The following is a 26,037-nucleotide window of genomic DNA, read 5'->3' on the forward strand; positions in this document are numbered from 1 at the left end:
GGTTATTCAGCCGCATCGTCATTGGAGATGACGGGGTTCTGCTTCATCACGAGTTCGGTCGCCTGCTCGGCGGTGATCGGCACGCCGGCGACATAACCCTGGATGTAGCGGCAGCCCATGTCCTGCAGCCGGTCGGCGTCTTCTGATGTCTCCACGCCCTCGGCGACGGTAGCGAGGCCCAGATTGCTCGCCATGGTGATGATCGACTGGAGCAGCGTGTCGCGCTGCGACCAGTCGTTGCGCACCAGGGACTGGTCGATCTTGATCGTGTCGAAAGGGAAGTGGGACAGATAGGCTAGCGACGAATACCCGGTGCCGAAATCGTCCATCGCCAAGCCGATGCCGAGTTCGCGAACCTTCTTGAGGACGCGCGCATTGTGCTCGGGGTTCTGCATCAGCACGGTCTCGGTGATTTCGAGCCGCAGCTTGTGGCGGCGAGAGGCGAAGCGCGCCCGCATGCCCGACAGCGTGTTCGCGAAATCGCGCATCATCACCTGTTGGCTCGACACGTTGACCGACAGGAACAGGCCGGCGTCGGGCATCTGCACGTCCCAGTCCATCAACTGCCGCATCGCCAGTTCGAGCGCGTGGTTGCCGAGTTCGATGATCAGATCGGAGCGCTCGGCGATCGCGATGAATTCCGACGGCTGCACTTCGCCGCGCCGCGGATGGTTCCAGCGCATCAGCGCCTCGAACCCGGCGATGTCGAGCGAGCTCGAATGCACGATCGGCTGATAGGCGAGCGAAATCTCGCCACGCTCGATGGCACGCCGCAGGTCCGATTCCATCTGCAGCTTGTCGGAGCCGGAGGTGCGGAAGGCGGGGCGGAACGGTTCCACGCGGTCGCCGCCGAAACGCTTGGCCTGGAACAGCGCCAGTTCCGCGTCGCCGAACAGGTCTTCTTCCTGGGTGCGGGCGTGGGTGTAGCTGGCGAGGCCAATGGAAACGGTGAGGATGATCTGGCGCTCGGCGAACGAGATCGGCGCCTTGATGGTCTTCTTGACGGCGTCGGCGAAGGCGGCGACACGGCCCGGCTCGGTCTCAGACAGAAGGATGATGCCGAACTGGTTCCCGGAGAGCCGCGCCAGCGTGTCATGCGGGCGCAAAAGCCGCCTGAGGCGGCGCGCCACGGTGATCAGCAGCGTGTCTCCTGCGGCCATCCCGATGGATTCATTGACCTGCCGGAAGCGGTCGATGTCAACGATCATCAGGGTCGGTTTCATCGCGTCGTCGGCATTGGCGATGGCCATGGCGTTGCGCAGCCGGTCCATGAACAATTCGCGGTTCGGCAGGCCGGTGAGGTTGTCATGCACGGCGTCGTGCAGCAGGCGCTCCTCGGCACGCTTCTGGTCGCTGACATCGACGACGGTGCCGATACAGCGGATAACCTGACCGTCGCCCCCGACGACGGGCCGCGCGCGCACTGCGTACCAGTTGAAGTGGTTGTCGGCGCCACGCAGGCGCAGATTGATGTCGATCTTGCCGCGCCGTTTTTCCAGCACCGCGTCGAGAGTCACGCGGAACAGGTCGCGGTCGTCGGAATGAATGTGGGTCAGCCAGTTCTTCGGCGGTCCCTGCAGCTTGCCGATGCCGAGCCCGAGCACGGAGCCGAGATCGGGCGTCGTCGACAGGCGGTCGCGGCCGACGTCCCAGTCCCAGACGATGCCGCCGGAGCCCTTCACCGCGAGCGCCTGGCGCTCGACATTGGAGAGCAGGTTCTGCTGGAAGGCGCCGCCGGAAAACGCGTTCTGCATGATCGTGAAGCCGATCAGCAGCACGATCAGAACAAGGCCGCCGGCCAGCGCCGGCTGGATGATGTCGTTGTCCACCTGGCCGGAAATCGTCATGTAGCCGGCGATGATCCAGGCGATCAGCAGCGCCCAGGCCGGGACCAGCATGATTGCGCGGTCGAAGCCGCGCCAGCTCATATAGGCAATCAGCACCGAGCCGAAGATCGCCGTGCCGGCAATCGACAGCCGCGCCACGCCGGCCGCCAGGGCCGGATCGTAGAACACCAGCGCCGACAGCGCGGCCAGAGCCAACACCCAGGCGATGGCGCCGTAGCTCAGGTGGTCGTTCCAGCGATTGAGATTGAGATAGGTGAAGATGAAGAGCGCCAGCGTCGCGGCAAGCGACACCTCGCTCATCGCTCTCCACCCCCCGACATCACTGGGGGCCACGTCGAAGAAACGGTCGATGAAGCCGAAATCGATGCAGATATAGGCGAGCACGGCCCAAGCAAGCGCGGCGGCGGCCGGGAACATCGAGGTGCCGCGCACGACGAACAGGATCGTCAGGAACAGCGCCAGAAGGCCGGAAATGCCAAGCACGATGCCGCGATAGAGCGTATAGGAGTTGACGATGTCTTTGTACTGGTCAGCTTCCCACAGATAGACCTGCGGCAAGTTCGGCGAGGCGAGTTCGGCAACAAAGGTGACCACCACGCCGGGGTTCAGCGTGATGGAGAAGATGTCGGCGTCGGAACTCTGCACCCGGTCGAGCGCAAAACCCTCGCTCGGCGTGATCGCGACGATGCGCTGCGACCCCAGGTCCGGCCAGAAGAAATGCGATCCGACCAGACGGAAATGCGGTGCGACGATCAGGCGGTCGATCTGCGCGTCGGTCGTGTTGGCGAGCGCGAAGACGGCCCAGTGCCCGTCCGTGCCTTCCTGAGTGGCCTGCACCTCGATCGTCCGCACGATGCCTTCGCTGTCGGGGGCGGTGGAAATCCGGAATGTCTCGCCGCGGTTGCGGTAGATGGTCACTGCGCGCGACAGGTCAAGCGCCTGGGCGTCGCGCCCGATCGAGATCGGCTCGATGGCGTAGGCCGGGCCGGCGAAGGCGGAAATCAGGGCGGCGAGCGCGATAAGCAGCATCGCGCAGATGCGCCGCCAATCCCCGGCGCGCAATCCTCCCTCAAATGCCTGCAGTCCCGTCAAATCGTTCCACCTTGTTGAGTTGGTGCATCCTCGCGCGCATGGCGCGGATCGATACGCGCATAAAGCACATGGTCACGCCAGCCGCCATTGATCTTCAGGTAAGATCGCAAATAGCCCTCGCGTTCGAATCCGGCTTTTTCTAGAAGTCGGATCGAACGCGTATTGTCGGGAATACAGGCAGCTTCAAGGCGGTGCAATCCGCAAGCGCCGAAGGCGTGCGTGCACAGGAGCGCAAGCGCCTCGCTCATGATGCCCTTGCCCTTGTGACGTTCGCCCATCCAATAGCCGATCTGGCCGCTCTGAGAGACGCCGCGCCTGACATTCCCCAACGTAATTCCACCGAGAATGGTGCCCGACGCATTGGCGCAGATGAAGAACGGAAATCCGGTTCCCGCCGCGATTTCCTGGTTGTAGCGGCGAATGCGCGCTCGAAAGGCGTTGCGCTCGAGGTCGTCGCGGGGCCAGGTCGGTTCCCACGGCCGCAGGAACGCCTCGCTGTCGGCCCGCAGCGCCGCCCACTCGGCGTGGTCGGCGATGTCCGGGTGGCGCAGGAACACATGGCTTCCGGCGATGACCTGATGGCGTGTCGCGCGGAAGGGGAGGGCAATCATTCCGGCACCCGTGGTTCTGGTGGCGGTCGAAGGGGTCAGCCGACGGCGAGCCGGGCGGCCGCACGCGGAGGTTCAAACCCGGCGGAAACGAGTTCCGAGCGGATCGAGTCGAGATCCATCAACTGATCGACCGGCCCGATCGCCGAAACGGTCGGCGCCGACGAGGTGAACAGCCGTCCGGCGAGGTCGCGCAGCCGCTCGACCGTCAGCTTGTCCAGCCTCTCGAGCAGTTCCTCGTTGGGGATCGGCCGGCCGAACAGCAGAATCTGCCGGGCGATCTGTCCAGCGCGGCTCGGCGCGCTCTCTCCCGACATCAGCAGGCTGGCGCGGAACTGCGCGCGGGCGCGCTCCAATTCGCTCTGGTCGATATCGTCGGCGGCGCGGCGCAATTCCTTGAGCACCAGATGGACGAGCTCGTCGAGGTCGCCGGGCTCGGTCGCCGCATGGACGCCGAAGATGCCGGTGTCGGAGAAGCCCCAGTGGAAGGCATAGATCGAGTAGCAGATGCCGCGCTTCTCGCGCACTTCCTGGAAAAGGCGGGACGACATGCCGCCGCCCAGCAGCATGGCCAGCACCTGGGAGGCGTAGAAGTCGCGCACGTGATAGGCGCGGCCTTCGAAGCCGAGGAGGAATTGCGTGTCCTGAAGCGGACGGTGCTCGCGGTAATCGCCGCCGACATAATGGGCAAGCGCCACGGCCTTGCCGGAGGGACGCGCCCGGATGCCGCCGAAATCGGCTTCCACCAGCTTGACGAAGGTGTCGTGGTCGATGGCACCGGCCGCCGAGATCACGATGCGTTCGCCGCAATATTCGCGGTCGATATAGGCGCGCAGCTGATCGCTGGTGAAGGAGCCGATGGTTTCGCGCGTACCGAGAATGGCGCGGCCGATCGGCTGGTGGCGGAACGCCGTCTCGGTGAAACGGTCGAAGACCGCGTCGTCGGGCACGTCGTTGGCGGCGCCCAGTTCCTGCAGCACGACGTGTTTTTCGCGCTGCAGCTCGTCCTCGTCGAATTTCGAGTTCTGCAGGATGTCGGACAGGAGATCGAGCGCCAGCGGCACGTCGTCCTTCAACACGCGGACGAAATAGGAGGTCGTTTCCACGCTGGTGGCGGCATTGATGTCGCCGCCGACATTCTCGATTTCCTCGGCTATGGTGCGCGCGTCGCGCCGTGCGGTGCCCTTGAAGGCCATGTGCTCCAGCAGGTGGGCGATGCCGTGTTCGTTTTCGAGTTCGTTGCGCGAACCCGCCTTCACCCAGACGCCGAGGGCGACGCTTTCCACATGGTCGAAACGCTGGGTGGCGACGGTGATGCCGTTGGGAAGACGGGTCGTCTCCACAGTCATGTGCATACTCCCTGGACCGGCCGTTGCCCGGCCGTCTGCTTCCTCACACTCAAGGCCCGCGCCGTCAGTTCGCCGCGCGCGCGTGACCCGAAACGTGATCTTCCACTATTTTCAGGTCGGATGGAAGCTCCGTGAAGCTTTCGTGACGATTCATCAGGTCCGAGAGCCAGGCTGGAAGCCCCGGGCGGATACCGGAGGCCGCCTCGACCGCGTCAGGGAACTTGGCGGGGTGGGCGGTGGAAAGCACCACCATCGGCGTCGCAGAGCGCGGCATCGCGCGCGCGACATGCACACCGGTCGCGGTGTGCGGATCGAGGAGGTAGCCGGATTTCTCGTGCACGTTGGCGATGGTCGCGGCGGCCTCTGAGACGTGGGCCGTGCCGGCGGCGAACCCGGCGCGGATAGACGCGAGCGTCGTGTCGGCCAGTTCGAAGCGGCGGGCCTGCTTGAGGTTCGCCATCGCGCTGCGCACCTCCGCCGCATCACGATCGCCGGCATCGAACAGCAGCCGCTCGAAATTCGAGGACACCTGGATGTCCATGGAAGGTGAGGTGGTTTCGACCACGTCGCGCATTTGATATACGCCGGTGGTGAGGGTGCGGGCTAGTATGTCGTTGTCGTTGGTGGCGATGATCAGCGTCTCGACGGGCAGGCCCATCTGCCGGGCGACGTGGCCGGCGAAGATGTCGCCGAAATTGCCGGTCGGCACGGTGAACGAAACCGGCCGGTCCGGCGCGCCGAGCGACAGGGCGGAGGTGAAATAGTAGACCACCTGCGCCATGATCCGCGCCCAGTTGATCGAATTGACGCCGGAGAGTTTGACGGCATCGCGGAAGGCGGTGTGGTTGAACATGTCCTTCAACAGCGCCTGACAGTCGTCGAAATTGCCCTCGATGGCGAGCGCGTGGACGTTCGACGCGGTGCTGCTGGTCATCTGGCGCTGCTGCACCGGCGAGACGCGGCCCTTGGGGAACAGGATGAAGATGTCGGTGCGGTCGCGGCCGGCGAAGGCCTCGATGGCCGCGCCGCCGGTGTCGCCCGACGTCGCGCCGACGATCGTCGCGCGCTCGTCGCGCAGCCCCAACACATGGTCCATCAGCCGGCCGATCAACTGCATGGCGACGTCCTTGAAGGCGAGCGTCGGCCCGTGGAACAGCTCCAGCACGAACTCGTTGTCGCCGGTCTGGACGAGCGGGCAGACCGCCTCGTGGCGGAAGGTCGCATAGGCCTCGCGCACGATCGTCTCGAAGGTGGCGCGCTCGATCTCGCCCTCGACGAAGGGCCACATCACCGCGATGGCGACGTCCTCGTAGGATTTGCCGCGCAGCGCGCGAATGTCGGCGGGCGAGAAATGCGGCCAGGTCTGCGGCACGTAGAGGCCGCCGTCGCTTGCCAGCCCCGCCAGCATGGTGTCGCAGAAGCCGAGGACGGGCGCCTCGCCGCGGGTCGAAATGTATTTCACGGACCTTCACTCTTTCTTTGTCGCGTCACGGCGCGGTTGTCGCGACACCCTCTAGCGGATAACGGCCGGCTCTCAAAGGCCGAAGCGGGCGAAGCAGTGCCGGCGGCCATTGACGAAGCGGACATTCCTATGGATGTTGCCGCGGCCATCGCTGAATCGCCATGATCATCAGGACAAGAATGGCGAACGGGTAACGGGAATACGGGACAGACGGGTTCGACATGAGTAACGTTCAGGCACATCGCGTCACGCGCTTCGGCGCAATTCTGGCCCTCTTGACGCTCGCGTCGTGCCAGTCGACCGACCTGGGCGGGATGCTCACGACGAAGCCGACCGGCAAGCCCGGCGACGAAGAGATCAGCGGCGCGGACCTGCGCGCCTACTGCCCGCGCGTGCAGCTGCGCGAGGGCACGGCGATCCTGCGCACCTACGCCAAGGGCCATGACGGCGAGGCCGACCAGATCATCTACCAGGCGACGATCACGGACGTGACGCGCACCTGCAAATACGAAGGCGGCCTGCTCTACATGCAGGTCGTGGCCGCCGGTCGCGTTGTCGAGGGGCCGAAGGGCAAGTCGGGGGCGCTGGAACTGCCGATCCGCGTGGCGGTGCGCCAGGGCGAGACCTTGCCCTATTCGCAGCTCGGCAAGCTGCAGGTGGCCGTCGCCCCGAATGCCGGGGCAACGCAGTTCATCTTCAAGGACCAGCAGGTTTCGGTCCCCGCGCCGTCCTCGCAGAACCTCCAGGTCTTCGTCGGGTTCGACGAGGGCCCCTACGGAACGCCGTAAGCGCGAACGCTTCCCGTCAGAAAACGAGTGACCGGTAGGCGCACACGCCTGCCATCATGCCGGCCGACGAGGCCAGCAGGGCGCTGTGCATCTGCGTGGCCGCGTCGCCGGCCGCGAAGACCCCGGCGACGGTGGTCTGCTGCTGGGCGTCGACCTCGATGACCGGCCCCTGCAACCCGTCGAGCAGGTCGCAGCCGAGCCGCTCGGCGATCGGGCTTGTCAGTTCCAGCCTGGGTCCGGTGAAGAGGGCGGCGAGTTCGACCGTTCGACCGTCGGCGAGGCGCACCGCTTCCAGCATCGGCGCCGTCCCGAGAAGCGCGACGACGGGGCTTCGCTCCACCGTGACGCCGCGGGCTGCGAACCGCGCCAGTTCCTCCGGCGTCGGCTCGAATTCGCCTTGCGTGAAATAGGTTGTCGGCCCCCAGTCCGGAATGAGTTCGCCCTGATGCGACGACATCGGCCCGGTGGCGAGCACGCCGAGCGGACGGTCGCGATATTCGTAGCCGTGGCAGAAGGGACAATGCAGGACGCTGCGGCCCCATCGCTCAGCCAGACCGTCGATCTCGGGCAGGATGTCGGTGACGCCGGTGGCAAGCACCAGCCGGCGCGCGCGCTCCTCGCGGCCGTCCGCCATGGCGATCGCGAAGCCGTCGGCGATGGACCGTGCATCGAGGGCCTCGCCATCGAGAAAGGCGACATTGTCGTAGGCCGCAAGCTCGGCCCGGCCGGTCGCGCGGATCGTCGCGGGCGCCTTGCCGTCCTGGCCGAGGAACCCGTGCGAGGCCTCGGTGAAGCGATTGCGCGGCTTGCCGGCGTCAATCAAAAGCACCCGGCGGCGGGACCGCGCCAGATACATGGTGGCCGAAAGGCCGGCGAAACTGCCGCCGATGACGATGGCGTCGAACATGGATGTCTCCTTGGAAAATATCAGGAAACTTTTATTGTTTCATGAGGCGGAGAGTCAATATACGAAACTTGAAAAGTTGCATGAGATGAGCGAAGCGCCTACAGTCACCGGCCTGATAAGGAGAATTGCGTGAGACGAGACAGCCGCCTGTCGCGCATGCTGCATGTGCTGATCCACATGGCCGAACATGACGAACCGCTGACGTCGGAGGCGGTCGCCTCCTTCCTGTCGACCAATCCCGTGGTGGCGCGACGCTCCATGGCGGGCTTGCGCGACGCCGGCTTCCTGACCTCGAAAAAGGGGCATGGCGGCGGCTGGGCGCTGGCCGTGCCGCTGGAGAAGATCACGCTGCTCGACGTCTACAACGCGCTCGGCGACCCGGCGGTCTTCGCCTTCGGTCCGACCGACGACCAGCCGGACTGCCTCGTCGAACAGGCGATCAACGAGCGGCTCGCCGCGACGCTGGAGGAGGCGAGGGCGCTGCTCTTGGGGCGGTTCGCGACGATCACGCTCGCCGACATCAACGCCGACTTCGAGGAGAAGCTGAAAGCCTCGCCCTGGACGGGCAAACCCGAGTTCTGCGGATGAGTTCGGCACACTCGTCTGCAATTCTTCGCATCGCGCTAACCGCCCGTTAACCGCGCTGGGTAACCATGTGCCCGGTTCTGTTCTGCGTAAACCGGGTGTTTCATGTCTGCCGTTCGCCTTGCCTCTTCGGGCCGCGCCGCTGTCGCGCGCAAGCCCGCCATCTCCTCCCCCGACCTGTCCGGCCTTCTCGACACGATCGTCCAGGGCGATTGCGTCGCGGCGCTGGAGAGCCTGCCCGAGAAATCGGTGGACGTGATCTTCGCCGATCCGCCCTACAATCTGCAGCTCGACGGCGACCTGCATCGGCCCGACCAGTCCAAGGTCGACGCGGTGGACGATCACTGGGACCAGTTCGAATCCTTCCAGGCCTATGACGCCTTCACCCGCGCCTGGCTGCTGGCCGCACGCCGCGTGCTCAAGCCTTCCGGCACGATCTGGGTGATCGGCTCCTATCACAACATTTTCCGCGTCGGGGCGAGCCTTCAGGATCTCGGCTTCTGGATTCTCAACGACGTGATCTGGCGCAAGACCAATCCGATGCCGAATTTCCGCGGCCGTCGTTTCCAGAACGCCCACGAGACCATGATCTGGGCTTCCCGCGACCAGAACGCCAAGGGCTACACTTTCAATTACGAAGCGCTGAAGGCGGCCAATGACGACCTTCAGATGCGCTCCGACTGGCTGTTTCCGATCTGCAATGGCGGCGAGCGTCTGAAGGACGACAATGGCGACAAGGTCCATCCGACCCAGAAGCCGGAAGCGCTGCTTGCGCGCGTGCTGATGTCGTCCACCAAGCCCGGCGACGTCGTGCTCGACCCCTTCTTCGGCTCCGGCACCACCGGTGCGGTGGCAAAACGCCTCGGTCGCCATTTCATCGGCATCGAGCGCGAACGCGCCTATATCGACGCGGCCACCGCCCGTATCGACGCGGTCGAGCCGGCCGATCTGTCGACCCTGAAACTCGTGACTTCGAAGCGCGCGGAACCCCGCGTCGCCTTCGTGACCCTCTTGGATGGCGGGCTATTGCAGCCCGGCACGTCGCTGACCGATTCCAAACGCCGCTGGACGGTCACCGTGCAGGCCGACGGCTCGCTGCATCACGCAGGCGAGCAGGCCTCCATCCATCGCATGGGCGCCAAAGTGCAGGGCCTCGACGCCTGCAATGGCTGGACCTTCTGGCACTACGAGCAGGAAGGCGCGCTGCAGCCGATCGACGTGCTGCGCCAGCAGGTGAGGAAGTCGATGGCCGCGGCCGGCGCCTAGGTCGCCGTGTGTTCGGTGCGCCCCTGGCGCGCCGACATCTCCCGGTTGAGCGCGCTCTGGATCTTGCAATAGGCGGCGATCTCTTCACGCGTGAAGCGTGACGCGAAAGCGTCGAACTGCTCCTTTTCGCGCATCCTGATGCCGTCGATGATGCGTGTGCTTGTCGGGGTCAGGCGATAGAAGCGCGAGGCCCGATGGTCCGGATTGGCCACGGCCTCCACGAAGCCGCGTTCCAGAAGCGCCTTGATTTCCCGCCCGACGAATTGCCGTTTCACGTCGAGCCGCCCGGTGATCTGCGGCGCCGTCGCCTGTCCGAGTTCGCGCAGCGCTTCGAGGATCGCGCGCTGGCCGACGCTGACACCGGTTCCGGCAAGGTCGGCTTCCACCCGCGTTGTGATGTTTCGAAGCAGCGGACGGGTCAGTTGCACCCCCGCATAGAGGAGCTCGCCGGGTGTCAGGTCGTGCGGCATGTCGTTTGTCCCTTTCTCTGGCATGACGCGAATCATGGGTCGGCCTTGCATATTATGTCAACTCAGTTGACAATATTGGCGAGGGCATTATCTGTTGGTTGCCGCCATCGATGGCTGGCATGCCGACGAAAGGGTGATGACATGAGATGGGATCATCTTGCCGAACACCAGATCCGAAAAGCGCAGGCCGAAGGGCAACTCGATGATCTGAAAGGCGCTGGCAAGCCGCTCGAATTTCGCGGTGGCAACGGCGTCGAAGCGATCGGGTTCGGCATCATGGCCGATGCAGGGGTGTTGCCGCGCGAAATCGAGCTGAAGAAGGCGGTGGACGAGCAGCGCCGTGCACTCTCCGACATGGCCGAGCCTGAAGACAGAAGGCGCGAGATGAAGAAACTCGCCGATCTGGAGCTCAGGCTCGCAATCGAGCGCGAGGCGCGGCGGAGATACTATTCGGGGGCCTAGGCGGGCCCGCTAGCCCTGGCGCTGCCGCGCGGCAAAGCGCGCGAATTCATCCAGTTTGGCGCGCATTTCGGCGCGCATGTCCGCCCTGGCCAGAATGTCCGTCGCGTTGGCCTGTGTCCGTCCGATCAGATGCGTTTCGAAGTCCGGACCGGGGAACAAGTCGCACGACATGGTCGAAAGCACTTCGCGCAGCTGCGCGCGCACATGTTCGCCGCGCGTCGAGGCGTGCACCAGCATGACCGGCTTGCCCGGGATTTCGAACCGCGACACCAGCCAGTCGAGCGCATTCTTGAAGGCGCCGGGGATGCCGTGCGCATATTCCGGGCAGGCGATCAGAATTCCGTCGCACGCCGCGACTGCCTCGGCGAGGCGGAGGACGCTGTCCGGCGTGTCGGCTTCGCGATCCGGCGAGAAGGGAGGCAGGTCGCCCATCGCGTCGAAGACTTCGACGGCAAACCCTGTCGGCGCTTCCGAGGCGAAGGCCCGCAGAAGGGCGGTGTTGGTGGAGCTTGCGCGCAAGCTTCCGGACAGGGCGAGGAAGCGCATGGTCTCACGCGACGAATTCGTACGCCTCCAGTGCCGCGCGCAGCTGGTCCGCATCCTCGAAATGGATCGCGTGCCAGCCGAAATCGCGCGCCGACAGCACGTTCTTCTCCGAGTCGTCGATGAAGAGCGTCGCCTCGGGATCGAGCCCGAAGCTCTCCGTGTGATGCGCGTAGATCGCCGGATCGGGCTTGATCAGCCTGATGTCGCCGGAGACGGTCACGCCGCGCGTGTCCTTCAGGAACGGATAGATCTCCTGCGCCTCGCGAAACGTGTCGGAGGCGAAATTGGTGAGCATCGTGACATCGCGGCCGGCATCGAGCTGCTCGCGGAAGATCGCGACGCTGTCCTCATAGGCGTGGGGCACCATCTCGGTCCAGTTCCGGCGAAAGGCGCGGATGTTGTCGGCCTCGTCGGGGAAACGGGCGATCAACTCGTCCTCGGCCTCGATCCAGGACCGGCCGCGGTCCTGCTCGACATTCCAGTCATGCGAACAGACCTCTTCGAGGAACCATGCCCTCCGCCGGTCGTCCGGTATGATGCGGCGGAACGGCAGTTCCGGGTCGTAATGCAGCGGAACCTTGCCGATGTCGAAGACGATGTGGCGGATCGTGGTCATGAGATTGGTCCGGGCTTCAGGTGAGGTCGTGTTCCGATTCGTGCGCGATGGCGAGACCCAACACTTTTTTCATGACGGTTGGTAGGGCCTCGCCGCCCACCGTGTCGGCCGCGCTCCACCATTGATGCGCCGCAGGCAGCATGTCGCCCTCGGCGCGATAGACGTCGAGACGCAATTCGAAATGGGTGAAGACATGGGTGACGGTGCCGCAGCCGATCCAGTCGGCGCCGGGCAGGGGGGCTTCCGCTGTGCCGGTCGCGCCGTCCGTGCGCGCCGTCCAGCCGGTGGTCGGCACCTGCGTCATGCCGGCGAGAAGGCCCGTCGTGCCGCGCTTTTCCAGGAGAAAGGCGCCGTCGCGATTGGTCAGCACATAGGCCGCGCCGCGCCGCACGGGTTTCGCCTTCTTCGGCGGCTTGACCGGAAACCGTTCGGGATCGCCGCCGTCGAGCGCCCGGCAACCGTCCCTGAGCGGGCAATGCAGGCAGGCGGGGCGCTTCGGCGTGCAGATCGTCGCGCCGAGATCCATCATCGCCTGGGCGAAATCGCCGGACCGGGCCGGATCGAGCATCGCCGCCGTCAGCCGCCGGATCTCGGGCTTTGCCGCGGGAAGGGGCGTGTCGATTGCGTGGAGCCGCGTGACGACCCGTTCCACATTGCCGTCGACGACGGGCACGGCCTCGCCAAAGGCGATCGCGGCGATCGCGGCGCTGGTGTAGTCGCCGATGCCGGGCAGGTCGCGCAGCGCGGCGGCCGTGTGCGGGAAGCGGCCGCCATGGCCTTCCATCACCGCGTCGGCGCATTTCTTCAGATTGCGGGCGCGCGAATAATAGCCGAGCCCGGCCCAGGCCTTGAGGACGTCGTCCTCGGAGGCGGCGGCGAGCGCCTCGATCGTCGGCCATGCCGCAATGAATTTGGCGAAATAGTCCTTCACCGCCGCGACAGTGGTCTGCTGCAGCATGATCTCCGACAGCCAGACGCGATAGGGATCGGGCCTCTCGCCGCGGGCGATCGCCGCCGGGCCGATGCGCCATGGCAGTTCGCGGGCATGGCGGTCGTACCAGGCAAGCAGGGCCGACGATGCGGGCGCGGGGGCGCTCACGGTATTATCCCCGCATTGCGCGCGGCCCATTCATACATGGAGCCCGGCTGCGGCGGCAGGAAGGAGGGCTCCTTGTGGTGGACGTGGAACCCGAAGACATCCGGCCTGAACAGGCTGCGGAAATCGAAGTCGCCATCGTAGAAGCGCTCGGTGTCACGGCCCGTGAGCGCGTAGAAATTGTCGCGCGGCGCGGCGGCGTCGAAGAAACCGTGCCGGTGCGCCAGTCGGCTGATCCCGTCATTGCCGAAAACGGTGACGCCGACGGTGGTCGGTTTCACCGGCTTGCCCCGCAGCCGCAGCCACGCCGGCTTCACCACCCTGCGACGCCAGCCCAGCCAGTCGGGAAGGGTCCTGTCGCTGGCCAGGAAGCGGTCGAACTCGCCGATGACCGGGTGGTCGGGCGGAAAATACATCGCCGAGACCCCGAGCCGCGTCGCGCTCTCGCGCGCCAGATAGGCTTTGTCCTGTGGAACCTCGAAGGGGCGCAGGACGAGCACGTCCGTGTCGAGCCAGAAGCCCCTGGCGTGCTTCATCAGGGCGATACGGAAGATGTCGCTGAACTGCTGCCGGGCGAGCTGGTCGATACCGTCGGGGTCATCGGGATCGATGCGCCGGAACACGTCCGCCGACAGGATCTCCCGCGCGTCGCGCGTCTCGGCTCCCGCGGGCAGGTTCTCAACGGGCTCGAAGCTGTAGACGGCGACCCGAAATCCCGCCGCGACCATGGAGTGGACGCAGATGTAGTCGATGTCGCGCAGCCGCTCGCCATGCCAGAATGTGCAGATGTCCATTGCGCGTTTTCGAGCCCCGGGCGACACGGTCGCCGCCCTTAGCATCGATTGGCGCGCCATGGCAAAGGCGTGGGCGGGCTGAAGGGTTGCCACGCTTGGCCGCCATCGGCCCGGATGCTAGACAGGCGCGATGAATTTCGCCTCCAGATTGCAGGATTCGGCAAGGCGGCTCGCCGGCGCGAACGGCGGGGGCTCGCTCGTGCTGGTGCTTCTGTGCCTGGTCCTCGTCTCCTGCCTCTGGACCCAGTCCGACGCGTATCGCTACGCCGCTATCGGTCTGCTGGTGATCGGCGCGACGAACTTCTTCCTGCCGGAAAACGCCCGGTTCCGCACCGGATGGCTCGGTTTCGCCGTCTACGCCTGGGCGCTTCATGTCGCGCTGCGCTACGGGCATCTCCTGCTCACCAATCCGCAGACGCTCGGCGGGCAGGCCGAGGGGATCTACGTTTTCGTCGCGCTCTGTCCGGCAGTGGGCTTCGCGATGTTCCTCAATCGGGCGCGCACGCAACTGACCGTCCGGCTGATCTTCGCGGTGAGCCTCGCCTGCGTGATCGCCGCCCTGGCGGTCGGCTATTCCGACGGCGGCTGGAACCCGGATCGCAACCTCCACACCAACCGGATCCACGCCGCGCTCGCCACGGGCTTCTTGGTGCTGGCCACGCTCGCCCGGCTGGTCTGGTTGATCGAACAGCCCGGGGAGCGCTCGCGTGCCCGCAACGTCGAGATCGCGCTGCTTGCAGTCCTCCTGGCGATCTCGACCTTTCTGGTCGTCGCCTGGATTTCCAAGGGGGTCTGGCTGGCGCTCGCGGTCGCCTTGCCGGTCATGGCGGCAGGGATCCTCTGGAACGGCAAGTCAGCCGCGCGCAAGTCGATTGGCGTGATCGCACTGGCGACAGCCGCGATCGTCCTCGTCAATCTCGATTTCTTCGCGGCTGTCGCGGGATCGACGGTCGAGGGCGTCCTGCAGGTCGCCCATCGCGTCGTGCAGACCGGCAGCCTTGCAGAAGCGACCCGCAGTCTGGAGACCGAAGGAGCCTTGCCGCCCGCACTGGCCCAGCGCCTCGAAATATGGTCGAATGCGCTGGAGATCTGGCGAACAAACCCCTGGTTCGGCGTTGGCGCGACCTGGGAGGATTCATGGTCCACGGCAAGCTTCACCCACACGGCCTTCAACGACAACATGCATAACGGTTTCCTGGAAACCGGCATGCGTTACGGCGTGGCCGGCCTGCTGTTCTACACGGTGCTCTATGGCGTGCTTGGCGCGACCGTCGTCGCGGCCTGCCGGCGCGGGCTGATCCACCATGTCGCGGCCAATCTGTGGTTCGTCAGCCTGCTCTATTTCCTTGTCACGCTTCTCACCAATTCCAACGAGCGATTGCCGCATGGCGAGTCCTTCATGCTGGTCCTGGGCGCGACCGGCTTCTGGATGCAATTCGCCCTGCAGGATCAGCGTGCGCGCGATGCGGCCAGTCAGGCCTGTTCACCGGAAGGGGCAGGCCGATGACCCCGCCGCGCCGCCCGCGACAGCCCAAGCAGATCGGCGGTCTCGTGTCGGACGTGCTCGATCCGGTGCTGGCACGCCGCGCCGGCATGACGAGCGAGCTTCTGGCCGCCTGGCCGCAGATCGTGCCCTCCATGCTCGCCGAGACGACCCGCCCGCAGAAGATCAACTGGCCGCGCCGCGCGCATGAGGACGATCCGTTCAAGCCGGCCACACTTGTGGTTGCCGCCGAAAGCATGGCCGCGCTGCACCTGCAGCACCAGTCGGGCGAGATCATCCAGCGGGTCAACGCTTTCTTCGGCTTCCAGGCCGTCGAGAGGCTCCAACTGGTGCAAAAGCCGGTTCAGCCAGAGCGCAAACCGCCGCGCCGCAAGGCGCCTGTCTCCCCGGCTGACGAGAAGCGCATCACCGCGCTTGCCGAGGGTATCGAGGACGAGGGGCTGCGCGAAGCTCTGATCCGGCTGGGGCGCAGCGTCAGGCAGGAGCGTCGTTGACGCTTGCTGCGCCATTGCCAGCGCCGCGCGATTGTGTTTGGACGCCGACATGACCGTTTCCGCGCCCCCGTCCGACATCCGCCACCGCTTCTGGGAGACAGTCCCGCTCGAGGAGATGACGTCTTCCGAATGGGAGGCGCTGTGCGACGGCTGCGGCAAGTGCTGCATGTCCAAGCTGATCGACGACGACACCGACGAGATCTACTACACCACCGTTGCCTGCCGCCTGTTCGACGCAGGCTTCTGCGGCTGCACGGACTACGAGAACCGCCAGAAGCTGGTGCCCGACTGCGTGCGCCTGACGCCCGAGAATGTGCGCACGATCCCCTGGCTGCCGCGCACCTGCGCCTATCGGCTGATTGCCGAGGGTGGAACCTTGTTCGACTGGCATCCGTTGATCACCGGCAACCCGGAGTCGGTGCATGACGCCTCCATGTCGATGCGCGACCGTGTCACCGCCTTCGAGCAGGATATGGAGCACGACGGCGAATATCTCGACCATCTGGTCGAGGAGGGCATGTAGGCGGCGACGCATGTGGCCCGGCGCGCTTGAACGAGGCACCGCACGAACGGAGAAACACCCATGGCCGAGACAGAAACCCGGGCGCTGATCGAGCGCTATCTCGAAGCCTTCAATGCCAACGACTACGACACCATGCTGGCCTGCCTGCATGAGGACGTCGCCCATGACATCAACCAGGGCGGCCGCGAGATCGGCAAGGAGAAGTTCCGCTGGTTCAACGCCGAAATGAACCGTCATTATGACGAGCGTCTTGCCGACATCGTCGTGATGGTGGCCGAGGGCGGCGTGCGGGCGGCTGCCGAGTTCACCGTGCACGGCAAGTATCTGGCCACCGCCGAGGGGCTGCCGCAGGCGAACGGACAGTCCTACACGCTGCCGGCCGGCATCTTCTTCGAGATCGACGACGGACTGATCAGCCGCGTGACCACCTATTACAACCTGAAGGACTGGATCGCGCAGGTGAGCGACGACGGCTGATGGGCGTCGTCGTCCGCCCGCTGACGCGCAACGAGATCGCGGCCCGTTTCGACGACCTCGCGCATCTGCGCATCACCGTCTTTCGCGCGTGGCCCTATCTCTATGACGGCGATCCCGCCTATGAGCGCGATTATCTGAAGACCTATCTCGCCGCGCCCGGCGCCTTCGTCTGCGGCGCGCTGGATGGCGACGCGCTCGTCGGCGCGGCGACGGCCTCGCCGCTTGCCGAACACAAGGAGGAATTCGCCGAACCCTTCGCCGCGCAGGGGCCGGCGGTGGAGGACTTCTTCTATTTCGGCGAATCGGTCCTGCTGCCGCAATATCGCGGCCACGGTGTCGGCGTTCGCTTCTTCGAGGAGCGTGAGGCGGAGGCGCGCCGCCAGGGCTTTTCGCGATGTGTCTTCTCGGCCGTCATCCGCCCGGCCGACCATCCCATGCGCCCGAAGGACTATGTCCCGCTCGACGGCTTCTGGCGCAATCGGGGCTATCAGCGCGTCCCCGGATTGTCGACAACCTATCGTTGGAAGGATGTCGATGACTCTGCGGAATCCGACAAGCCGATGGAATATTGGATGCGCGATTTGGGCTAGCGACAGCCTGCTTTTCTGCCGACAGGGGTCCGATCCAAGCAAACGCTCCGCGAATCACTTGCGGGCGCCTGCCTTCGGATCGCCTTTTCGCTTCATCGGCAAGAGGCGATGCTTCTGCCCGGCGCGATCCTCCGAAACTCTCGCAAAGTAATGCGCGCCACTGTAACAATTCCGTGTGTGCACAAGGCCAAAAACAACTTGCCGGGCTTGTGGCGGTGCGCTACGCCGCCGCGTGTGGAGGAGAGCCATGACCGTTACCCGCCGTGCTTCCTTTCGCCTGGTTCTCGCCGGCGTGACGCTGATGACGTCTGGCCGGTTCGCGCTGGCCGAGAGGGTCAATACCCGTGCCGACGGGGTTGCGATCGACGGGTATGATCCGGTGGCCTATTTCACGCAATCCAGGCCCGTCATGGGGTCCGACGAATTCACGGCGGAACATGCCGGCGCGGACTACCATTTCGCCAGCGCCGCCAATCGCGACGTCTTCCTTGCCGATCCCGCGAAATACGCCCCCCAATATGGCGGGTTCTGCGCCTATGCGGTCGCCCACGGCGCGACCGCGCCGATCGACCCGCAGGCTTTCACCGTATCTGGCGGCAAGCTCTACATGAACTATTCCGACCTTGTGCGCGCCCAGTGGCGCAACAATGCCGAGGGGTTCATTTCAAGGGCCGACGGCAACTGGCCGAAACTCTCCGGCCAGTGACCGCCGCCGGTCCCTACTGATCCAGCGCGAAGCTGACATTGACGGTGACGCGGTAGGTGTTCTCGCCGGTGGCGACGGGCACGGCGCTGGCGGCTTCCACCATTGCGGAGCGCACCTTCGCCAGCGGTTCCGGCGCCCCGCCCTGGGACGATTCGGAAATCTCCAGCACCTTGCCGAGCCCGATGCCGGCGGCGTCCGTCAGCGTCTTCGCCCGCGCCATCGCATCCTTCATCGCCGCCACGCGTGCCTCGGTGACCGCCTCCGACGGATCGTCATTGGAAAACACGATGTTGCCGCCCTGGTTGACGCCGAGCGAGACCGAAGTGTCGAGCACCGCGCCGAGCCGGTCGAGATTGCGGATGCGCACGGTCAGCGTGTTGTGCACGGCATAGCCGACGATGCGCGGCGGCTCGCGGTCGCCGTTGGAACTCGACTGCGGATAGACATATTTCGGCTCGATCGAGAAATTCGAGGTCTGCAGGTCGCGTTCGGCGACGCCTTCTTCCTGCATCGCGGCCAGCACGTCGGCCATCGCGGCCGAATTGGCGTCGAGCGCCGCGCGCGCCGTGTCCGCCTCGCGCACGACCGACAGCGTCAGGATCGCGGTGTCGGGCGTGATCGACGCCGTGCCTTCGCCGGTGACGACGATATGCGGCGTCGGCCGGCTGTCCTCGGCAAGCGCCGGCTGCGCGACGAGCGGCGCTGCGAGCACGATTGCGGCGACAAGGCTGTTTCCTGCGAAATTCATGGGTGTTCCCCCAACTTCAAGACCCTTCGGGCAAGCCGATGCCACCCCATTGCGCCCCCAATAAGGCGTCGGCCGCGCGAATGCACGCGACCGCTTGTGAAGCCGAAGCGATTCCGCTAGGCAGGGCGTTCGTGGGGCCTGTAGCTCAATTGGTTAGAGCCGGCGGCTCATAACCGCTTGGTTGGGGGTTCGAGTCCCTCCGGGCCCACCATTTTTCAGTCATTTCATTCGCTGACGTTCGGTGTAGCGCGCCAGCTGGTTCTGGAAATTTTGCCAGCGGGTCTTGGAACAATCCCGAATCGCGCTCACCACTTCATCTTCATCTGACCGGTGTAGCTTATCAGGTCGTCAGCTGATGGATTTCTGCTACGGCGAGGCGATCCAGTCTTGTCTCGAACGGCGATCTCTTGGCCGCCGATCAGCGTGCCCGTGACGGTATCGAGATCGAGAAGCCGTGCGGGTGTCTTGTTCACAACGGTACTGAGAAACGTCCTATAAGGAACAGGATCGAGACCATGGCCGTCTCTCAGGCTGCGAAGCAGATCCTCCGTCAATCGCTCGTGCATCGTGTCTCGGTCATGTTCGGCGAACATCATCTCGCCTATGACCGACGGATCGTAGTTTATGTCGAAGCCAAGTATCTCCAATCCACCTCGTCCTGGGTGGATGGAATGGTTCTTTGTGTTCCAATGGGTATCGACCATCACGTTCCTGGCCGTGTAATGATTCGAAAGGTGCACAACCCATAGGCTTCGATGAGCTGTGTCCGATCGAATGAAAAATGGGCTTATGAACTGTGCACCGGTTGCAGTTTGGATGTGGTCCTTCAGACCGCGCTGAATGGCATAGCGCCATCCGGGCTCGTCCTTTGCGTCCAACCACTCTCGTATCTGTTCTGTCGACACCTCTACTGGCTTGATCGAGCGTAGGAACGCGTCGTTGCCGGACATGTTGTCGATAAACCAATCGATCGCGAAGGTCAGAATTACCTCAGCGCCGGAGAAGCTCTGAAGGATTTCACGAACGGTTGCGAAAGGTGCATCCTTCCAACCCTTCTGGTCCAAGACGAAAACGGACCTCCCGACGCTCCTCCGAGTGCGGTTTGAAATACGTTGTTTGATCTGCGGGAAGACCGTGACGAACTCGCAATTGTGCAGATGAATTGTCCTGCCGAGGTCGGCAAGCAGGCCTTCCTTCACGAGTTCGGCTCGAAGAAAGTCGATGGTTTCACGCCTGCTGTCCACGAAATGGTACTCAGCGTTGATGCCCAGAGGCTTCCGCCTTGCCGCGTTCAATTGGCGTCGAGCGCGTTCGACGGCCTTGAAGAGAATAAGGGGGCTGCCGTCCGTAACGCCCCCAAATGACGAGTATCTTCCACCGCCGCAAAAGCCGTCGACGAAGGTGAGGTTCAGAACCTCTTGCCGAGGGTCGCGAACGATCGCCGGGAAGTAATCCTCGAGATACTGGTCGAGCAGCGTCAACTTCGCCGCGCTGTGCTCGGGCAGCGAAGGCGGCGGGTTTCCTATTATCCAGTCGAATTCAGCGATTGTAGCCCCCGCAGTTCACAACTATTCGTTTATGAGGGCATCCCGATAGTCAAGCTGCGCTGACGTCCTCCACAGGCTGATCAGAGGCTGGAAACTCCCGGATTAGGGCGCCATCGAGCAGCCCACCACCTTTGCCATGTGGGTCAATCGCCTTGAGATCCTCCGATGCGACCTCACCCGACTGAAGCAGCGGGTTGTTTCCGGCTGCGCCCCACTGCTTGAAGAAGGGCGCGACACCGAATGACCGGCAATCGTTGACAATGTCGCGTGCCCACTGCGGGTCCATGGGTCGGGATCCATGCCCGCTCTCACCGCCGACAATGAGCCAATTCGGTTTCGGGTCTGTTGCCTCGAGCCGCAGCGGCCCGATCGCCGGCTCGTAAGAGACGAACCACACTGCCGCTGGAACCGCCTCGATGAAGCGTTTGCGCTGATCGTAGCGGGTCTGATCCTCCGCAGTGAACCCGAGCCAGACATTGTGGTAGCCGTTATTACCCCAATCGCTAGGGAGCATCTTTGCGATGTTCTGCGGGCGCTTGGTCAGCAACTGCCAGTCCAGTGATGGCGTCTCGCGGATCAACGCGAAGAGATCAGCCCGCCAGGCCGGATCCGCTTTGTTGTCGAAGACATCGGCGAGGGATGCACAGAACACGCGTTGCCGACGGCTGTGCTCGGCATGGAAGGCGCTCGCCTTACGCTGCCAGATCTTCGGTCCTTTCCAATATGCCTCAGTCGTGCGCTTTCGAGGGTGCTTGCCCCACACGACATGGCCAGATCGCTTCGACCATGCTTCGGCGTAGCAGTTGTCACACCCAGGGCTGATCTTTGTGCAGCCGGTCCACGGATTGAACGTGTGATCGGTCCATTCGATCGAAGAGTGCGTCGCCATTGTCATCTCCTGGTCGCATGCATTGTGCAGCCATTGAATCATTGCCGACTTTTTGAGTGGTTAACAGCCCTACTGAAGCGTCCTCCTGACAGCGGCCCTCGCCACGGCCGGGTTGTGTCCGTCTTCGACCTCCAGCTTGTAGCGCCCAGCGAGACGCAAAAGCGCAGTGGCCACGTCCTGGGCAGGCCAGCCCTCGTCGATCGCAGATTCCGCCATGGCTCTGAATTGCCTCTCGAGCACCTCTTGAAGGTCCTTCGAAGGGGCGTCGAAAGAGGGCATTCCAGTCTCCCGCTTGGGTTCCGTGGCGATCAGATCGGCTCGATCGCGTCGGCGTCGTGGTATTTGAACGTGTTCACGTTCCGGCTCACGCGGTGGAATTCCAGCTGTCCGTCGAGGTTCTTGTTCAGGAGCGCCTTCGCTTCATCCGCAGGGTTCTCGGGATCGAGCCATGCGTCATAGGCATCGGGATCGAGAATGATCGGCATGCGGTCGTGCAACTGCTTCACGGGCTCGGTGGCGGCGGCCGTCAGGATGGTGCAGCTCGTGATGTCCAGCGCGTCATTGTGAGCCCAGAGACCGGCGAACGAGAAGGGCCTGGCGTCGGGAAGGTGGATCCACCAGGGATCCTTGCCGCCATCGTCGGCCTTGGTCCATTCATAGAAGCCGTCGGCCGGTATCAGGCAGCGCTTGCTCTTGAAGGCATCCCGGAAGGCGGGCTTCTTGTCGGCGTCCTCGCTGCGCGCGTTGAACATTGCCCATTTGGGCTTTTCCTTCGCCCAATGCGGCACCAGCCACCATTGCCCGTCGGAAACGACCTGGTTTCCCTCCTTGTCGAGGTGAACGAAGGGCACGTCCTGCGTCGGCGCGATGTTGTAGCGCGGCGCGGTGTTGCGGCCCCGGTCGGCATCCCGCGTCAGGTTGTAGAGATCGTAAATCTCCGTCCAGGAGGTGAACAGGGTGAAGCGTCCGCACATGCCGCCCATTTCAATCGCAAAGTGCGTACGCCGGCAAGCGGCCTTGCGAACCGGCCCGCAGGGAATATCATTCCGGCATGGCAGACGAAGCCCAGCACTGTCCCGATCCGATCAGCGCCGTCCTCGACAGAACCGAAGAGGCGATCGACGATGGCTTGCCGCCATTGGAGGAGCTCTACCTCGACGAGGAGAGGCCGCGGTCGGAAACCGCGGCCAATCTGATGGTCTTCGGGCCTCTAGTGATAGTGCTCGGACTCTGGCTTCTGGGCACTTTCGTCTATGTGTGACCAGGCCTCTGCGAGTGCCAGCCCGATCAGGTAGACGAGAAACGCGTTGCCCTCGCGCCGTGCGGCGACCAATGCACATTCCAGCATGTAGATCGTGTCCATTTCCTTGCCCTCGGTTGATGGGCCGGGAAGCGTGGACACGTGGAGGTGGTCTGGCACTCCAATTAGTTGCATGTTCAGTTCGCCATTTGGGCGATGCCGGCGTCTCAGCTTCAACGTTGACGCTTCGCTAGGGCGTCGCGCTTCTGCTCTTCGGTGAGCCCGTCCCAATGCGACGCGCCGAGCTCCTCTCTGGTGGCCGGTTTGCGCTCGATCGAGAAGCCGGACAGGTAGCGCATCACCGTCCGCGCGACATCTTTCTGCGCCTCCTCGGCGCGAACCCAGTTCCGGTCCAGGAGCTGCTTGAGGGTGGTTTTGGGGAGCTGTTTGAGCGCGACGACAATTCGCGCTCTCAGGTCGTCTTCGGAAACGGGCGGCATGATCTTTCTCTGTGTTCAGTGGTATGCACGCCGCCCCGCCGATATGCATTTATTCCTTTCGATCGTCAACGCGCCCCTGGGCAGCGTTTTGCGCGATGCGTTCCCTCAATTCCGCCACGGTTAGACACGGATCGACGCGGTGGACCATTCTATGGCAGTTCGAGCAAAGGACGGTGAGGTCTTTGATCGAAGTGGGCATGCTCTTGCCCTCTCGGCCGGTGAGAGGGTCGATGTGGTGGCACTCGATGAAATCTTCGCCGATTTCGCCATAGAAGGATTCGAAATCGAACTCGCAGCACATGCACCGAAAGCCGTATTCCGTCTTCGCCTGCCTCACAAGCGCGGAACTTCTTGCCAGATAGGTGGCTTCGAGCCTTCTTCGCTCTCCCTCTTCGAACACTTGATCCGAAGCCGGATCATCGAATTCGTACCCATTCGCGTGAAACCACTTGATGGCGTCGTTTGTGTGTATGGTAACCGGAGGAACAGGTGGGGAGTGTGCTGCGGCGAAGAGCGCTTTCGCCGGTATGCTATGACCATCAACGATCACCCGACGAGTGCGTGATCCCCGCCCAGAAGCGTATGATCGCAGAAATTCCTTTTCGCCCAATCTAAGGTATTCGCGAACTCGCTCCTGAATGCTCTCGGTCGTGACATTCATGATCGTCTCCCTCCCTGAGATCATCTCCGAAACGGCGATATTATCAACTCCTTCGCCGGCCTGCCTTTTCCTCCGCTGATCGAATAGGTGAGTGACACCTCCTCGAGCCGGAAGCCGGAGAATACCTCGCGGATCGCCGGCCGGTCGTTGATCGACAGCAGGAACGTGCCCTCGATGCCGGCCAGCACCTCCGCCAAGCGCCCGAAATCGTCGACGGAAAACACGCCGTCGCCATAGTCGCCCTCGTTCCCGAAATAAGGCGGGTCGAGGTAGAACAGCATGCCCGGCCGGTCCCAGCGGGCGATGAACTCCGCCCAGGGCAGACACTCGATCACGACGCCGGAGAGACGCTCGTGAACGTCCTCGAGGAGCGGCGCCAGGCGCGTCAAGTTGAAGCGCGCGCCTCCTGACTTGTCGATCCCGAAAGTGCGGCCGGCGACCTTGCCGCCGAAGGCCGTCTTCTGGAGGTAGAGGAAGCGCGCAGCGCGCTCAAGGTCGGTCAGCGTGTTCGGATCGCAGGCGGCCAGGCGTTCGAATTCGCGCCGTGACGTGATCTGGAATTTGAGAGTGTCCATGAACTGCGGATAGTGGCGCTGCAGGATGCGGAAGAGCGTCGTCACGTCGCCGGAGATGTCGTTGATCACCTCTGTCCTGGGCTTGCGATCGCGACGAAAGAAGACGCCGCCCATGCCGATGAAGGGCTCGGCATAGCCGTCATGCGGCGTAGCATTGATCCGCTCGATGATCTGACGGGATAACAGCTTCTTGCCGCCGACATAGGCCGCAGGCGGCCGCACGGGTTCGATGTGGGTAAGTTCGTTCATGCCTGTCGCACGCTCGCGGAATCGGTCACCCTGCCGAAGCTTGCGAAAGCGAGCCGGGTGAGACGTTAACGACAGGTGCGTCTGACGGGTCTCGGCGCCAACTGAAGCCCGTCGCTTGGAGCGGCAATCGCTCCGGCCGCCCGGATCATGGAGGAGCTGGTGTCGTGAACCTCGGTCTGGAAGAGGACTTGCTTCTGTTTTGCCGTTTGCCTGGTTTCGGCGGCAGCTGGCTCCAGTTGATCGGAATGGGCTGCGATATTGTCGGAGTCATCCTTCTGTCGGCAGACCTTATCGCTGTCAGCCAGGCTGCCATGCGCGGCAAGGAAGCTGACAACGCCCTGGTCATCGAACTGAACGAAGTTCGTGAGAAAATGGCGAGGGATATAGGATCTGCAAACCGCCAATTGGCGTCGAACGCCAAGGCCCTGCTAGGCCCCGGACCACACGCGGCGCTGAAGGAATACAAGACCGAACTGGGAACCATCCGTCTTGTGGAGGATATCGCAAAGCACTTCGACCATCGTCTCCGACAAACAGATGCAATGATCGAGGAGATCCGGAAGGCAATAGCGACTCGTGAATCGTTTCGTCGCGAGGAGGCAACGACCACTGGCCGAAGGACATTCTGGGCATTGGCTATCATCTTGCTCGGCTTTGCTCTCCAGATCATCGGGGCTTGGCCTTGCTCTTAGGCTGACGCCCCCAGTTCACATTCCTCGCATCGTTCGCATCGAGCGCGAAGGTCGCCGGCGGGCACTTCGTCACGCGGCCCTCCGCCACGGCCGTCTCAACCAGCTCCAGGTCCTGGCCCGTGATCGTGCCGCGCCTCTCCCAACAGCGTTTGGTCGGATTGAAGCGCCGTTCCGGCTCTCTCGGTGGATCCTGCCGCCGGGGCGGTTTCTCGGCCAGCGGCGAGCGGTCGTCGAAGCGCGGCTCGCGGGCCGGCGCCGGCGTTTCGTCGGCCGGCATCGACTCGCGCCGCACCACCGGGAGGATGGCGATCTTCGGGTCAGGCGCGGTCTCGGCCGAAGTGTTCGCGCCGGGAGTGGCCGCAGGGACGGCTTCGGAGGAAGGATTGTCGTTGATGGGCTGCATCGGCATGGATGCCCATTCTTCCTGCGGATCTCGCGCGATCTTCGGCATACCGAGCACCGTGCCCGGCGCAATCAATCGCCCCTCATCGGCCGCTTGACCGAGCAGTTCCGTCTCCTGTGCCAGGTCAAGGACGAGGGTCACGATGCGCCGGCCGGGGTAGGCGTCAGTCCAGTCAAAGCGATTCATGCCAGTCTCGTCCTTCATCAGGCGGTCCTGTGTTCTCACGTCCAGTGCGTTCGCCCCCCCCCACAGAAGTGGTTAGGGCGCGAGGGTCACAGTAGGCTGTCGAGGGCCGTGAACATACGCCCGCCCAGCGTTCGCAAGCTGGCTGCGTCGTAGTGCAGTCCATCG

At 64.0% G+C, this 26,037-nt stretch carries 31 protein-coding genes and 1 tRNA gene; 13 read left to right on the forward strand and 19 right to left on the reverse strand.

Going from position 1 to position 26,037, the window contains the following annotated elements:
* Positions 1 to 2 precede the first annotated feature (2 nt).
* The 4 genes from MRY80_RS17265 to thrC all read right to left on the reverse strand — a co-directional run bounded on the left by MRY80_RS17265 (position 3) and on the right by thrC (position 6,358).
* On the reverse strand, positions 3 to 2,876 hold the full coding sequence (locus MRY80_RS17265; protein WP_293292331.1) for an EAL domain-containing protein: 2,874 nt from the start codon (positions 2,874 to 2,876) through the stop codon (positions 3 to 5).
* A 59-nt stretch (positions 2,877 to 2,935) separates the two neighbouring features.
* Positions 2,936 to 3,550 (reverse strand): GNAT family protein, encoded by a 615-nt coding sequence (locus tag MRY80_RS17270; protein ID WP_293292296.1) that lies wholly within the window; start codon positions 3,548 to 3,550, stop codon positions 2,936 to 2,938.
* A 35-nt stretch (positions 3,551 to 3,585) separates the two neighbouring features.
* Positions 3,586 to 4,896, reverse strand: a complete 1,311-nt coding sequence (locus MRY80_RS17275; protein WP_293292297.1) for a pitrilysin family protein — start codon at positions 4,894 to 4,896, stop codon at positions 3,586 to 3,588.
* Between the two features lie 64 nt (positions 4,897 to 4,960).
* Positions 4,961 to 6,358 carry a threonine synthase gene (thrC, locus tag MRY80_RS17280; RefSeq protein ID WP_293292298.1) on the reverse strand — a complete coding sequence of 466 codons (1,398 nt, stop codon included), beginning with the start codon at positions 6,356 to 6,358 and terminating at the stop codon, positions 4,961 to 4,963.
* A 221-nt stretch (positions 6,359 to 6,579) separates the two neighbouring features.
* On the opposite strand from thrC, the gene MRY80_RS17285 reads away from it, so the two are divergent.
* Positions 6,580 to 7,146, forward strand: a complete 567-nt coding sequence (locus MRY80_RS17285; RefSeq protein WP_293292299.1) for a hypothetical protein — start codon at positions 6,580 to 6,582, stop codon at positions 7,144 to 7,146.
* 16 nt (positions 7,147 to 7,162) lie between these two features.
* Here the strand turns inward: MRY80_RS17285 and MRY80_RS17290 are convergent, their stop codons facing one another.
* Positions 7,163 to 8,053 carry an NAD(P)/FAD-dependent oxidoreductase gene (locus tag MRY80_RS17290; protein ID WP_293292300.1) on the reverse strand — a complete coding sequence of 297 codons (891 nt, stop codon included), beginning with the start codon at positions 8,051 to 8,053 and terminating at the stop codon, positions 7,163 to 7,165.
* Between the two features lie 129 nt (positions 8,054 to 8,182).
* On the opposite strand from MRY80_RS17290, the gene MRY80_RS17295 reads away from it, so the two are divergent.
* Together MRY80_RS17295 and MRY80_RS17300 are read left to right on the forward strand one after the other, a co-directional pair.
* Complete coding sequence (locus MRY80_RS17295) at positions 8,183 to 8,641, forward strand: Rrf2 family transcriptional regulator (RefSeq protein WP_293292301.1); 459 nt, start codon at positions 8,183 to 8,185, stop codon at positions 8,639 to 8,641.
* A gap of 102 nt (positions 8,642 to 8,743) precedes the next feature.
* Positions 8,744 to 9,904, forward strand: coding sequence for a site-specific DNA-methyltransferase (locus MRY80_RS17300; protein WP_293292302.1), 1,161 nt, complete (start codon positions 8,744 to 8,746; stop codon positions 9,902 to 9,904).
* Here the strand turns inward: MRY80_RS17300 and MRY80_RS17305 are convergent.
* Positions 9,901 to 10,374 (reverse strand): MarR family transcriptional regulator, encoded by a 474-nt coding sequence (locus tag MRY80_RS17305; protein ID WP_293292303.1) that lies wholly within the window; start codon positions 10,372 to 10,374, stop codon positions 9,901 to 9,903. The two genes, MRY80_RS17300 and MRY80_RS17305, sit on opposite strands and share 4 nt — an antisense overlap.
* 141 nt (positions 10,375 to 10,515) lie before the next feature.
* On the opposite strand from MRY80_RS17305, the gene MRY80_RS17310 reads away from it, so the two are divergent.
* The gene (locus MRY80_RS17310) at positions 10,516 to 10,836 is read left to right on the forward strand and encodes a DUF1992 domain-containing protein (protein WP_293292304.1); all 321 of its coding nucleotides are present in this window, start codon (positions 10,516 to 10,518) and stop codon (positions 10,834 to 10,836) included.
* 9 nt (positions 10,837 to 10,845) lie between these two features.
* Here MRY80_RS17310 and MRY80_RS17315 read toward each other — a convergent pair whose 3' ends face one another.
* Genes MRY80_RS17315 through MRY80_RS17330 form a run of 4 tightly spaced genes read right to left on the reverse strand, consistent with a single transcriptional unit; the run spans position 10,846 to position 13,888 of the window.
* Entirely contained in the window at positions 10,846 to 11,382 is a 537-nt protein-coding gene (locus MRY80_RS17315; RefSeq protein ID WP_293292305.1) for an NADPH-dependent FMN reductase, read from the reverse strand.
* Positions 11,383 to 11,386: 4 nt separating this feature from the next.
* Positions 11,387 to 11,998: an HAD family phosphatase gene (locus tag MRY80_RS17320; RefSeq protein ID WP_293292306.1), complete on the reverse strand. Its 612-nt coding sequence runs from the start codon at positions 11,996 to 11,998 to the stop codon at positions 11,387 to 11,389.
* Between the two features lie 16 nt (positions 11,999 to 12,014).
* On the reverse strand, positions 12,015 to 13,127 hold the full coding sequence (mutY, locus tag MRY80_RS17325; RefSeq protein WP_293292307.1) for an A/G-specific adenine glycosylase: 1,113 nt from the start codon (positions 13,125 to 13,127) through the stop codon (positions 12,015 to 12,017).
* Positions 13,094 to 13,888, reverse strand: a complete 795-nt coding sequence (locus MRY80_RS17330; protein ID WP_293292308.1) for a hypothetical protein — start codon at positions 13,886 to 13,888, stop codon at positions 13,094 to 13,096. The genes mutY and MRY80_RS17330 overlap by 34 nt, the downstream gene beginning before the upstream one ends.
* 130 nt (positions 13,889 to 14,018) lie before the next feature.
* On the opposite strand from MRY80_RS17330, the gene MRY80_RS17335 reads away from it, so the two are divergent.
* The 6 genes from MRY80_RS17335 to MRY80_RS17360 all read left to right on the forward strand — a co-directional run bounded on the left by MRY80_RS17335 (position 14,019) and on the right by MRY80_RS17360 (position 18,182).
* The gene (locus tag MRY80_RS17335) at positions 14,019 to 15,395 is read left to right on the forward strand and encodes an O-antigen ligase family protein (RefSeq protein WP_293292309.1); all 1,377 of its coding nucleotides are present in this window, start codon (positions 14,019 to 14,021) and stop codon (positions 15,393 to 15,395) included.
* On the forward strand, positions 15,392 to 15,886 hold the full coding sequence (locus tag MRY80_RS17340) for a DciA family protein (protein WP_293292310.1): 495 nt from the start codon (positions 15,392 to 15,394) through the stop codon (positions 15,884 to 15,886). Before MRY80_RS17335 ends, MRY80_RS17340 begins: the two co-directional genes overlap by 4 nt.
* Before the next feature lie 49 nt (positions 15,887 to 15,935).
* Positions 15,936 to 16,409, forward strand: coding sequence for a YcgN family cysteine cluster protein (locus MRY80_RS17345; RefSeq protein WP_293292311.1), 474 nt, complete (start codon positions 15,936 to 15,938; stop codon positions 16,407 to 16,409).
* Between the two features lie 60 nt (positions 16,410 to 16,469).
* On the forward strand, positions 16,470 to 16,886 hold the full coding sequence (locus tag MRY80_RS17350) for a ketosteroid isomerase-related protein (RefSeq protein WP_293292312.1): 417 nt from the start codon (positions 16,470 to 16,472) through the stop codon (positions 16,884 to 16,886).
* On the forward strand, positions 16,886 to 17,476 hold the full coding sequence (locus MRY80_RS17355; protein WP_293292313.1) for a GNAT family N-acetyltransferase: 591 nt from the start codon (positions 16,886 to 16,888) through the stop codon (positions 17,474 to 17,476). Before MRY80_RS17350 ends, MRY80_RS17355 begins: the two co-directional genes overlap by 1 nt.
* A gap of 247 nt (positions 17,477 to 17,723) precedes the next feature.
* A complete protein-coding gene (locus MRY80_RS17360; RefSeq protein ID WP_293292314.1) occupies positions 17,724 to 18,182 on the forward strand; it encodes a YHS domain-containing (seleno)protein in 459 nt (152 codons plus the stop codon).
* Positions 18,183 to 18,195: 13 nt separating this feature from the next.
* Here MRY80_RS17360 and MRY80_RS17365 read toward each other — a convergent pair whose 3' ends face one another.
* Positions 18,196 to 18,930: an SIMPL domain-containing protein gene (locus MRY80_RS17365; protein WP_293292315.1), complete on the reverse strand. Its 735-nt coding sequence runs from the start codon at positions 18,928 to 18,930 to the stop codon at positions 18,196 to 18,198.
* Positions 18,931 to 19,064: 134 nt separating this feature from the next.
* On the opposite strand from MRY80_RS17365, the gene MRY80_RS17370 reads away from it, so the two are divergent.
* Positions 19,065 to 19,141: transfer RNA gene (locus MRY80_RS17370), tRNA-Ile, on the forward strand.
* A gap of 94 nt (positions 19,142 to 19,235) precedes the next feature.
* On the opposite strand, the gene MRY80_RS17375 is transcribed toward MRY80_RS17370, so the two are convergent.
* From MRY80_RS17375 to MRY80_RS17390, 4 genes are all read right to left on the reverse strand, one after another.
* Positions 19,236 to 20,477 (reverse strand): three-Cys-motif partner protein TcmP, encoded by a 1,242-nt coding sequence (locus MRY80_RS17375; protein WP_346433407.1) that lies wholly within the window; start codon positions 20,475 to 20,477, stop codon positions 19,236 to 19,238.
* Between the two features lie 49 nt (positions 20,478 to 20,526).
* Positions 20,527 to 21,366: a phage Gp37/Gp68 family protein gene (locus tag MRY80_RS17380; RefSeq protein ID WP_293292316.1), complete on the reverse strand. Its 840-nt coding sequence runs from the start codon at positions 21,364 to 21,366 to the stop codon at positions 20,527 to 20,529.
* A 69-nt stretch (positions 21,367 to 21,435) separates the two neighbouring features.
* On the reverse strand, positions 21,436 to 21,582 hold the full coding sequence (locus tag MRY80_RS17385) for a hypothetical protein (RefSeq protein ID WP_293292317.1): 147 nt from the start codon (positions 21,580 to 21,582) through the stop codon (positions 21,436 to 21,438).
* Positions 21,583 to 21,674: 92 nt separating this feature from the next.
* Positions 21,675 to 22,340, reverse strand: coding sequence for an SOS response-associated peptidase (locus MRY80_RS17390; RefSeq protein ID WP_293292318.1), 666 nt, complete (start codon positions 22,338 to 22,340; stop codon positions 21,675 to 21,677).
* A 77-nt stretch (positions 22,341 to 22,417) separates the two neighbouring features.
* Here MRY80_RS17390 and MRY80_RS17395 point away from each other — a divergent pair, with 77 nt between their 5' ends.
* Complete coding sequence (locus MRY80_RS17395) at positions 22,418 to 22,627, forward strand: hypothetical protein (RefSeq protein ID WP_293292319.1); 210 nt, start codon at positions 22,418 to 22,420, stop codon at positions 22,625 to 22,627.
* A 212-nt stretch (positions 22,628 to 22,839) separates the two neighbouring features.
* Here MRY80_RS17395 and MRY80_RS17400 read toward each other — a convergent pair whose 3' ends face one another.
* The 3 genes from MRY80_RS17400 to MRY80_RS17410 are packed head-to-tail and all read right to left on the reverse strand — an operon-like array spanning position 22,840 to position 24,591.
* Positions 22,840 to 23,106 (reverse strand): hypothetical protein, encoded by a 267-nt coding sequence (locus MRY80_RS17400; RefSeq protein ID WP_293292320.1) that lies wholly within the window; start codon positions 23,104 to 23,106, stop codon positions 22,840 to 22,842.
* 49 nt (positions 23,107 to 23,155) lie between these two features.
* On the reverse strand, positions 23,156 to 23,767 hold the full coding sequence (locus MRY80_RS17405; RefSeq protein WP_293292321.1) for an HNH endonuclease: 612 nt from the start codon (positions 23,765 to 23,767) through the stop codon (positions 23,156 to 23,158).
* A gap of 20 nt (positions 23,768 to 23,787) precedes the next feature.
* Complete coding sequence (locus MRY80_RS17410; RefSeq protein WP_293292322.1) at positions 23,788 to 24,591, reverse strand: DNA adenine methylase; 804 nt, start codon at positions 24,589 to 24,591, stop codon at positions 23,788 to 23,790.
* A 164-nt stretch (positions 24,592 to 24,755) separates the two neighbouring features.
* On the opposite strand from MRY80_RS17410, the gene MRY80_RS17415 reads away from it, so the two are divergent.
* Entirely contained in the window at positions 24,756 to 25,283 is a 528-nt protein-coding gene (locus tag MRY80_RS17415) for a hypothetical protein (RefSeq protein WP_293292323.1), read from the forward strand.
* On the opposite strand, the gene MRY80_RS17420 is transcribed toward MRY80_RS17415, so the two are convergent.
* Positions 25,258 to 25,890 (reverse strand): hypothetical protein, encoded by a 633-nt coding sequence (locus MRY80_RS17420; RefSeq protein WP_293292324.1) that lies wholly within the window; start codon positions 25,888 to 25,890, stop codon positions 25,258 to 25,260. The genes MRY80_RS17415 and MRY80_RS17420 overlap by 26 nt on opposite strands.
* Positions 25,891 to 26,037: the final 147 nt, after the last annotated feature.

The organism is Oricola sp. (genome assembly GCF_022763245.1).
GTDB lineage: Bacteria > Pseudomonadota > Alphaproteobacteria > Rhizobiales > Rhizobiaceae > Oricola.

Coding starts and splice junctions, on each gene's coding strand:
- MRY80_RS17360 (WP_293292314.1), top strand. CDS start 17,724: ATGACCGTTACCCGCCGTGCTTCCTTTCGCCTGGTTCTCGCCGGCGTG.
- MRY80_RS17285 (WP_293292299.1), top strand. CDS start 6,580: ATGAGTAACGTTCAGGCACATCGCGTCACGCGCTTCGGCGCAATTCTG.
- MRY80_RS17300 (WP_293292302.1), top strand. CDS start 8,744: ATGTCTGCCGTTCGCCTTGCCTCTTCGGGCCGCGCCGCTGTCGCGCGC.
- MRY80_RS17315 (WP_293292305.1), bottom strand. CDS start 11,382: ATGCGCTTCCTCGCCCTGTCCGGAAGCTTGCGCGCAAGCTCCACCAAC.
- MRY80_RS17405 (WP_293292321.1), bottom strand. CDS start 23,767: ATGAATGTCACGACCGAGAGCATTCAGGAGCGAGTTCGCGAATACCTT.
- MRY80_RS17310 (WP_293292304.1), top strand. CDS start 10,516: ATGAGATGGGATCATCTTGCCGAACACCAGATCCGAAAAGCGCAGGCC.
- MRY80_RS17345 (WP_293292311.1), top strand. CDS start 15,936: ATGACCGTTTCCGCGCCCCCGTCCGACATCCGCCACCGCTTCTGGGAG.
- MRY80_RS17420 (WP_293292324.1), bottom strand. CDS start 25,890: ATGAAGGACGAGACTGGCATGAATCGCTTTGACTGGACTGACGCCTAC.
- MRY80_RS17390 (WP_293292318.1), bottom strand. CDS start 22,340: ATGTGCGGACGCTTCACCCTGTTCACCTCCTGGACGGAGATTTACGAT.
- MRY80_RS17270 (WP_293292296.1), bottom strand. CDS start 3,550: ATGATTGCCCTCCCCTTCCGCGCGACACGCCATCAGGTCATCGCCGGA.
- MRY80_RS17365 (WP_293292315.1), bottom strand. CDS start 18,930: ATGAATTTCGCAGGAAACAGCCTTGTCGCCGCAATCGTGCTCGCAGCG.
- MRY80_RS17320 (WP_293292306.1), bottom strand. CDS start 11,998: ATGACCACGATCCGCCACATCGTCTTCGACATCGGCAAGGTTCCGCTG.
- MRY80_RS17330 (WP_293292308.1), bottom strand. CDS start 13,888: ATGGACATCTGCACATTCTGGCATGGCGAGCGGCTGCGCGACATCGAC.
- MRY80_RS17400 (WP_293292320.1), bottom strand. CDS start 23,106: ATGCCGCCCGTTTCCGAAGACGACCTGAGAGCGCGAATTGTCGTCGCG.
- MRY80_RS17410 (WP_293292322.1), bottom strand. CDS start 24,591: ATGAACGAACTTACCCACATCGAACCCGTGCGGCCGCCTGCGGCCTAT.
- MRY80_RS17395 (WP_293292319.1), top strand. CDS start 22,418: ATGGCAGACGAAGCCCAGCACTGTCCCGATCCGATCAGCGCCGTCCTC.
- MRY80_RS17350 (WP_293292312.1), top strand. CDS start 16,470: ATGGCCGAGACAGAAACCCGGGCGCTGATCGAGCGCTATCTCGAAGCC.
- MRY80_RS17265 (WP_293292331.1), bottom strand. CDS start 2,876: ATGCTGCTTATCGCGCTCGCCGCCCTGATTTCCGCCTTCGCCGGCCCG.
- MRY80_RS17335 (WP_293292309.1), top strand. CDS start 14,019: ATGAATTTCGCCTCCAGATTGCAGGATTCGGCAAGGCGGCTCGCCGGC.
- MRY80_RS17275 (WP_293292297.1), bottom strand. CDS start 4,896: ATGACTGTGGAGACGACCCGTCTTCCCAACGGCATCACCGTCGCCACC.
- MRY80_RS17290 (WP_293292300.1), bottom strand. CDS start 8,053: ATGTTCGACGCCATCGTCATCGGCGGCAGTTTCGCCGGCCTTTCGGCC.
- MRY80_RS17380 (WP_293292316.1), bottom strand. CDS start 21,366: ATGGCGACGCACTCTTCGATCGAATGGACCGATCACACGTTCAATCCG.
- mutY (WP_293292307.1), bottom strand. CDS start 13,127: ATGGGCCGCGCGCAATGCGGGGATAATACCGTGAGCGCCCCCGCGCCC.
- MRY80_RS17305 (WP_293292303.1), bottom strand. CDS start 10,374: ATGCCGCACGACCTGACACCCGGCGAGCTCCTCTATGCGGGGGTGCAA.
- MRY80_RS17385 (WP_293292317.1), bottom strand. CDS start 21,582: ATGGCGGAATCTGCGATCGACGAGGGCTGGCCTGCCCAGGACGTGGCC.
- MRY80_RS17355 (WP_293292313.1), top strand. CDS start 16,886: ATGGGCGTCGTCGTCCGCCCGCTGACGCGCAACGAGATCGCGGCCCGT.
- MRY80_RS17340 (WP_293292310.1), top strand. CDS start 15,392: ATGACCCCGCCGCGCCGCCCGCGACAGCCCAAGCAGATCGGCGGTCTC.